The sequence below is a fragment of the Streptomyces sp. 8L genome (assembly GCF_020176795.1).
In the GTDB taxonomy this organism is placed as follows: domain Bacteria; phylum Actinomycetota; class Actinomycetes; order Streptomycetales; family Streptomycetaceae; genus Streptomyces.
The window spans coordinates 1-330 of sequence record NZ_JAIUKE010000979.1 but is presented as its reverse complement, the minus strand read 5'-3'; the positions used below and the strand labels follow the sequence as shown (position 1 = coordinate 330).

At 74.5% G+C, this 330-nt stretch carries 1 protein-coding gene; it reads left to right on the top strand.

Going from position 1 to position 330, the window contains the following annotated elements:
- Positions 1-12 precede the first annotated feature (12 nt).
- A partial coding sequence (locus LCE31_RS40185; RefSeq protein WP_225023268.1) for an FAD-binding oxidoreductase occupies positions 13-330 on the top strand: 318 nt, incomplete at its 3' end.

Genomic DNA, 330 nt, shown 5'->3' with positions numbered 1-330 from the left:
CCCGGGAGCACCTTGATCACCGATCCCGACGTACTGGCCTCGCTCAGCGCGGACGACGCCGAGTGGGCACCGGCGGGCAAGCCACTGGCCGCGCTGCGCGCCACCTCCACCGCGGAGATCGCCGCGGCCGTGGCGGCCTGCGCGGACCTGGGGATCGCGGTGGTGCCGCGCGGCGCGGGCACGGGGCTGTCCGGCGGGGCGAACGCCACCGACGGCTGCCTCGTCCTGGACCTGTCCCGGATGAACCGGGTGCTGGAGATCGACGAGGAGAACCTGGTGGCCGTCGTCCAGCCGGGCGTCGTCAACAACGACCTCAAGGCCGCCGTGGCC